At 64.0% G+C, this 5240-nt stretch carries 5 protein-coding genes; 3 read left to right on the forward strand and 2 right to left on the reverse strand.

Translation table 11 applies throughout. The features are described 5' to 3' along the window. On the reverse strand, window positions 1-629 hold a 629-nt coding region (locus tag PGX04_RS15825), incomplete at its 3' end, for a ribulose-1,5-bisphosphate 5-phosphatase (protein WP_273739391.1). 271 nt (window positions 630-900) lie between these two features. Here PGX04_RS15825 and thrS point away from each other — a divergent pair. From thrS to glmS, 3 genes are all read left to right on the forward strand, one after another. Beyond that, entirely contained in the window at window positions 901-2841 is a 1941-nt protein-coding gene (gene thrS / locus PGX04_RS15830; RefSeq protein ID WP_273739392.1) for a threonine--tRNA ligase, read from the forward strand. 188 nt (window positions 2842-3029) lie between these two features. Continuing rightward, entirely contained in the window at window positions 3030-3740 is a 711-nt protein-coding gene (locus PGX04_RS15835) for a phosphoribosyltransferase family protein (protein WP_273739393.1), read from the forward strand. A gap of 296 nt (window positions 3741-4036) precedes the next feature. Further along, a complete protein-coding gene (gene glmS / locus PGX04_RS15840) occupies window positions 4037-4483 on the forward strand; it encodes a methylaspartate mutase subunit S (RefSeq protein ID WP_273739394.1) in 447 nt (148 codons plus the stop codon). 120 nt (window positions 4484-4603) lie between these two features. On the opposite strand, the gene PGX04_RS15845 is transcribed toward glmS, so the two are convergent. Beyond that, window positions 4604-5038, reverse strand: a complete 435-nt coding sequence (locus PGX04_RS15845) for a universal stress protein (RefSeq protein WP_273739395.1) — start codon at window positions 5036-5038, stop codon at window positions 4604-4606. Between the last annotated feature and the right edge of the window lie 202 nt (window positions 5039-5240).

A 5240-nucleotide genomic window follows, 5' to 3' on the forward strand; every position in this document is an offset into this window, starting at 1 on the left:
CGGTCGCCCTCGGCGTCGAACAGCGCCGTCGAGCGCCCGACGGCGTTCCCGCCCGCGATGTCCGCCTCCACGTCGTCACCCACCATCACCGCCTCCGACGGCCGCCGCTCGAGTCGCGACAGGGGCAGCGTGAACATGACCGATCCCGGCTTCTCCCGGCCGGTCTCTTCGGAGGTGAGAAGCAGGTCGATGTGGGACTCGAGTCCCAGCGCGGCGAGTTTCTCGAGTTGGACGCGCGTCGTGAGATTCGTGACGATGGCGACGTCGATCCCGTTTTCGCGCAGCGTCTCGAGAGTTCGCTCGACCCCGGGATAGAGCGCCATTTCGTCGATATACGCCTCCCAGTAGGCCTCTCCGAGCGCGAGCGCGTCCGCCGGTCTCGGACGACCGACGCGGCGCTCGAGGGCGCGTTTGAAGTAGAGAAAGCGCTCGTGGGAGGCCGCCGTCCCGGGGAGCTCGCGCTTCGTCGCACGGCGCCCCGCCTGGTAGAACGCCTCGAACGACTCGCGGTCGAAGTCGTAGCCGAGGTCCCGTGCGGTCGCTCGAGCGGTGTCCTTTCCCGCCTCGTTACACGGCGAGTAGGGATAGAACGTGTCGTCGAAGTCGAAGAGAACCGCGTTGACGCTCATACCGGCCTATCGACGGGACGCGAAAAACGAGTACCGGTCGCACCCGCACGTCGAGCGGACGCGACGATCGACCGGTTCTGACCGACTCGGCCCCATCAAAATACTTTTATCCCGTTCGAGAGTAGCCGTAGCCACGATGGTAGGTGTCCGCTTTACAGGGGCGTTTGCCCGTTTCTAATTCCCACCTACCGCGTATTGCGTCGGCCACGGTCGACCAGTGTGCGGGACGCGGCGCGGACACGCCACCGGGATTTTCACCACATCCACAGTCATGTCAGAATCAGATTCACAGCGGCAGATAGCGGTCGTACTACCCGACGGATCCGAACTCGAGGTCGCCGAAGACGCCACGGTCGAGGACTGCGCCTACGAGATCGGTCCCGGGCTCGGCAGCGACACGGTCGCCGGCAAACTCGACGGCGACCTCGTCGCCAAGGAACAGCCAGTCTACGACGGTGCCGAACTCGAGATCGTCACGGACCAGTCCGAGGAGTACCTGCAGGTCATGCGCCACTCCGCCTCGCACTGTCTCGCCCAGGCCGTCGAGCGCCACTACGACGACGTCGATCTGGCCATCGGCCCGCCGACGGACGAGGGCTTCTACTACGACTTCGACAACCTCGATATCGACGAGGAAGACCTCACGGACCTCGAGGACGAGATGGCAGAGATCATCGACGACGACTACGAGATCGAGCGCGAGGTCGTTTCGATCGAGGAGGCCGAGGAGCGACTGGCCGACGAGCCCTACAAGCTCGAACTCCTCGCGGAGTTCGCCGAGGAGGGAGACACGGTTACGTTCTACAGACAGGGCGAGTGGGAGGACCTCTGTGCCGGCCCGCACGTCGCGTCGACGGGCGAGATCGGCGCGGTCGAACTGCTCGAGATTGCGGGTGCCTACTGGCGCGGCGACGAGGAGAACACGATGCAGACGCGCATCTACGGCACCGCCTTCGAGGACGAGAGCGACCTCGAGGCGTTCCTCAATCGCAAGCAAGAAGCCGAGAAGCGCGACCACCGCCGGATCGGCAACGAGATGGACCTCTTCTCGATTCAGGACGTGACGGGCCCCGGCCTCCCGCTCTATCACCCCGCCGGGAAGACCGTCCTCAAGGAACTCGAGGAGTTCGTCGAGGATCTCAACGAAGACGCGGGCTACGACTACGTCGAAACGCCACACGTCTTCAAGACGGACCTCTGGCACCGCTCGGGCCACTACGAGAACTATCAGGACGACATGTTCATCTTCGACGTCGGCGACGACGAGTTCGGCCTGAAGCCGATGAACTGTCCCGGCCATGCCGCCATCTTCCAGGATCACTCCTGGAGCTACCGCGACCTCCCGATCCGCTACGCGGAAAACGGGAAGGTCTACCGCAAGGAACAGCGCGGCGAGCTCTCCGGGCTCTCGCGGGTCTGGGCCTTCACCATCGACGACGGCCACCTCTTCGTCCGCCCCGAACAGATCAAGTCGGAAGTCGAGCAGATCATGGCCATGATCACGGATGTGCTGGACACGTTCGACCTCGAGTACGAGATGGCGCTGGCCACGCGCCCCGAGAAGTCGGTCGGGAGCGACGAGATCTGGGACCGCGCGGAGGACCAACTCGAGAGCGTGCTCGACTCTCACGGTCACGAGTACGAGGTCGAGGAGGGCGACGGCGCGTTCTACGGGCCGAAGATCGACTTCGCGTTCGAGGACGCCATCGGCCGCTCGTGGGACGGCCCGACGGTCCAGCTGGACTTCAACATGCCCGAGCGCTTCGATCTGAACTACGTCGGCAAGGACAACGAGGAACACCGCCCCGTCATGATCCACCGCGCGCTCTACGGCAGCTACGAGCGGTTCTTCATGATGCTCATCGAGCACTACGAGGGCCAGTTCCCGCTTTGGCTCGCACCTGAACAGGTCCGCGTACTGCCCATCTCCGACGACAACCTCGGCTACGCCCACCGCGTCGCCAACGAGTTCGACGACTTCCGCGTCGAGGTCGACGGTCGCGACAGCACGTTAGAACGAAAGATTCGCGCGGCCCACGATGACCGCGTGCCGTACCAGATCATCGTCGGCGACAACGAGGAGGACGACGGCAACATCTCGGTTCGAGACCGCTTCGAGGATCAGGAGTACGACGTCGAAATCGACGAGTTCCGCGCTCATCTCGAGAGCGAAATCGAGGAGCAGCGGACCCAGCCCGACTTCCTGCAGTAAGACTGCGACCGCGTTTTCGGCGGTTCTCAGCCATCGCGTTGCCACAGTCGCCGCTCGGTCAGGGTGTCGGCCGCTCGTTCGGACGCGCTCGGTCGGAGCCGCCCGCCCGAGTGTGAGCCACATTCGTGCTGATTTCACGAGCGGATTTCGATCGTAATACCCATACTTGCGGAATCGTGCATATCCGTATGAACAGAGCCGAGAAGGCAGCCCTCCAGCTGCGGGCCGTCGACGTGTTGCGGATGTTGAAGGAGACGAGAACGTACGATGAACTCGCCGAGACGACGGGGCTGCCTGCGGGCGATCTCAACCGATACGTCAACGGGCACGTCCTTCCCGGTACCGATCGCGCGCGCGAGGTCGTCGACGAGCTCGGCCGAGCGGCGTTAGCCGAGGAGCTCGACGCGCGCATCCGCGTCGACGACGAGGGGTACGTGGACAATTCGGCGACCGTCTTCGATCAGCCCTTCCTCGATCTGGCCGCCCCGGTCGTGGCCAACGGTTTCGACTTCGAGCGTCCGGACGTCGTCCTCACCGCCGCGACCGACGGAATTACGCTCGCGGCCGCGCTCGCGAGCTACTACGGCGTCCGGTGTGCCTACGCGAAAAAGCAAAAAGAGACCGCCGTCGAGGAGTTCATCGAGGCCCGCCAGCGACTCCAGTCCGGAATCGAACTTACCTACTATCTGCCCGCCTCCGCCATCGATCCGGGCGAATCGGTACTGGTCGTCGACGACCTCATTCGCTCGGGCGAGACCCAGGAACTCCTGTTGGACATCGCCCACACCGCCGAGGCCGAGGTCGCCGGCGTCTTCGCGCTCATTGCGGCCGGCCAGGACGGCATTCGGCGCGCCCGCGAACGCACCGACGCCCCGATCGGCTCGCTCGTCAGCGTCTGAGACGGATCGCTGTCCGTCCTGGTCGGCTCAGTCCTCACGATCACAGTCGGACGGCCGCAGTTCCACCGGGAACCCAGGCACACCTACCCGTCTGGCCGGGTGCCCGACTGACTCGAGTTTCGTTCCGCGACGTGACGTTCGGACGGCGATCGTCCTCGAGATCGAACGGACGACTCGTCGAGCGATTCGTTCGCCAACAGCTGCCGAGTAATCGCCCGAGGGAAACCGTGCGAACGATTAGCACATTATTAATCATTAGGTTTATGGTGGTGTCGCCAGTTAGTGGAGGTACGCACATGACGAAGACAGTCATCCTCGGCGTGATCGGGTCCGACGCACACGTCGTCGGGATTACCATCCTGGAACAGGCGCTGGAGGCAGCCGGATTCGACGTCGTCAACCTGGGCGTGCAGAGCTCTCAGGAGGAGTTCGTCGAAGCCGCGTCCGCCAACGACGCCGAGGCTGTACTCGTCTCATCGCTCTACGGCCACGCCAAACAGGACTGCGAGGGCTTCCACCAACGAATCGCCGAATCCGACATCGACGTCACGACCTACATCGGCGGCAACCTCGCCGTCGGACAGGACGACTTCGACGAGACGCGGTCGTTCTTCCGGAACATGGGTTTCGATCGGGTCTTCGACTCCGAGACCGACCCCGAGGAGGCCATCGAGGCTCTAAAAGCCGATCTCGACATGCGCTCGACCGAGTCCGAACAGGAGAGCCAGACCGTCTCGGTCTAATCAACACCATCTCTTGTCGTTCCGTATCGCATCACACCACTTGACCAGCAGTCGCTGTGCTCGTCACTTCAAGCACGCACCGTCACCGTTTGCAACACGGAATCCGACGGCGACGACCGATCACCGAACGATCGTCACCGGCACCGGTGACCGGCGGGCGACCGTCTCCGCGACGCTGCCGAGGAGGATTCGACTCGCACCCGTCCGGCCATGGCTGCCGACGACGATGTGGTCGATGTCGTGTTCAGCGGCGAAATCCACGATCGATCGCGAGACGCTCCCGAGGACGTGCTCCGTCTCGAGTTCGACGCCGTGTTCGGCCGCCTGTTCACGCGCCGCCTCGAGGATGTTCTCGGCTCGCTCTTCGTGGTGGCCCTGTACCTCGTCGTAGTTCGCCATCGCGGTCCCTTCGATACCGCTGACCGCGTAGAAGTCGCCCGGATCGAGGATGTAGAGCGCGGTGATCGTCGCCTCCGGATACTCCGTACAGGCGAACTCGAGCGCCTCAGTCGACTGATTCGAGTCGTCGACCGCCACGAGAACGTTTCGTGCCATGCACGACCGTTACGCGCGCCGACGGAATAAGTCCACCTCCGGACCCGGCGAGTCGGGAATCGGATACTCCTACGGAGCGAGCACCCGTTCGATCGCCGCCCGAATCCGATCCGGACCCGGCCGATATGCGTCCTCGCGGGCCGGAAGCGGAACCGGCACGTCGTAGCCGGTCACCCGCTCGATGGGCGCCTCGAGCGACCAA

The organism is Natrinema soli (genome assembly GCF_028618695.1).

Excerpts from the sequence above, each read along its gene's own strand:
- PGX04_RS15845 (WP_273739395.1), bottom strand. The coding sequence starts at position 5,038 with ATGGCACGAAACGTTCTCGTGGCGGTCGACGACTCGAATCAGTCGACT.
- thrS (WP_273739392.1), top strand. The coding sequence starts at position 901 with ATGTCAGAATCAGATTCACAGCGGCAGATAGCGGTCGTACTACCCGAC.
- glmS (WP_273739394.1), top strand. The coding sequence starts at position 4,037 with ATGACGAAGACAGTCATCCTCGGCGTGATCGGGTCCGACGCACACGTC.
- PGX04_RS15835 (WP_273739393.1), top strand. The coding sequence starts at position 3,030 with ATGAACAGAGCCGAGAAGGCAGCCCTCCAGCTGCGGGCCGTCGACGTG.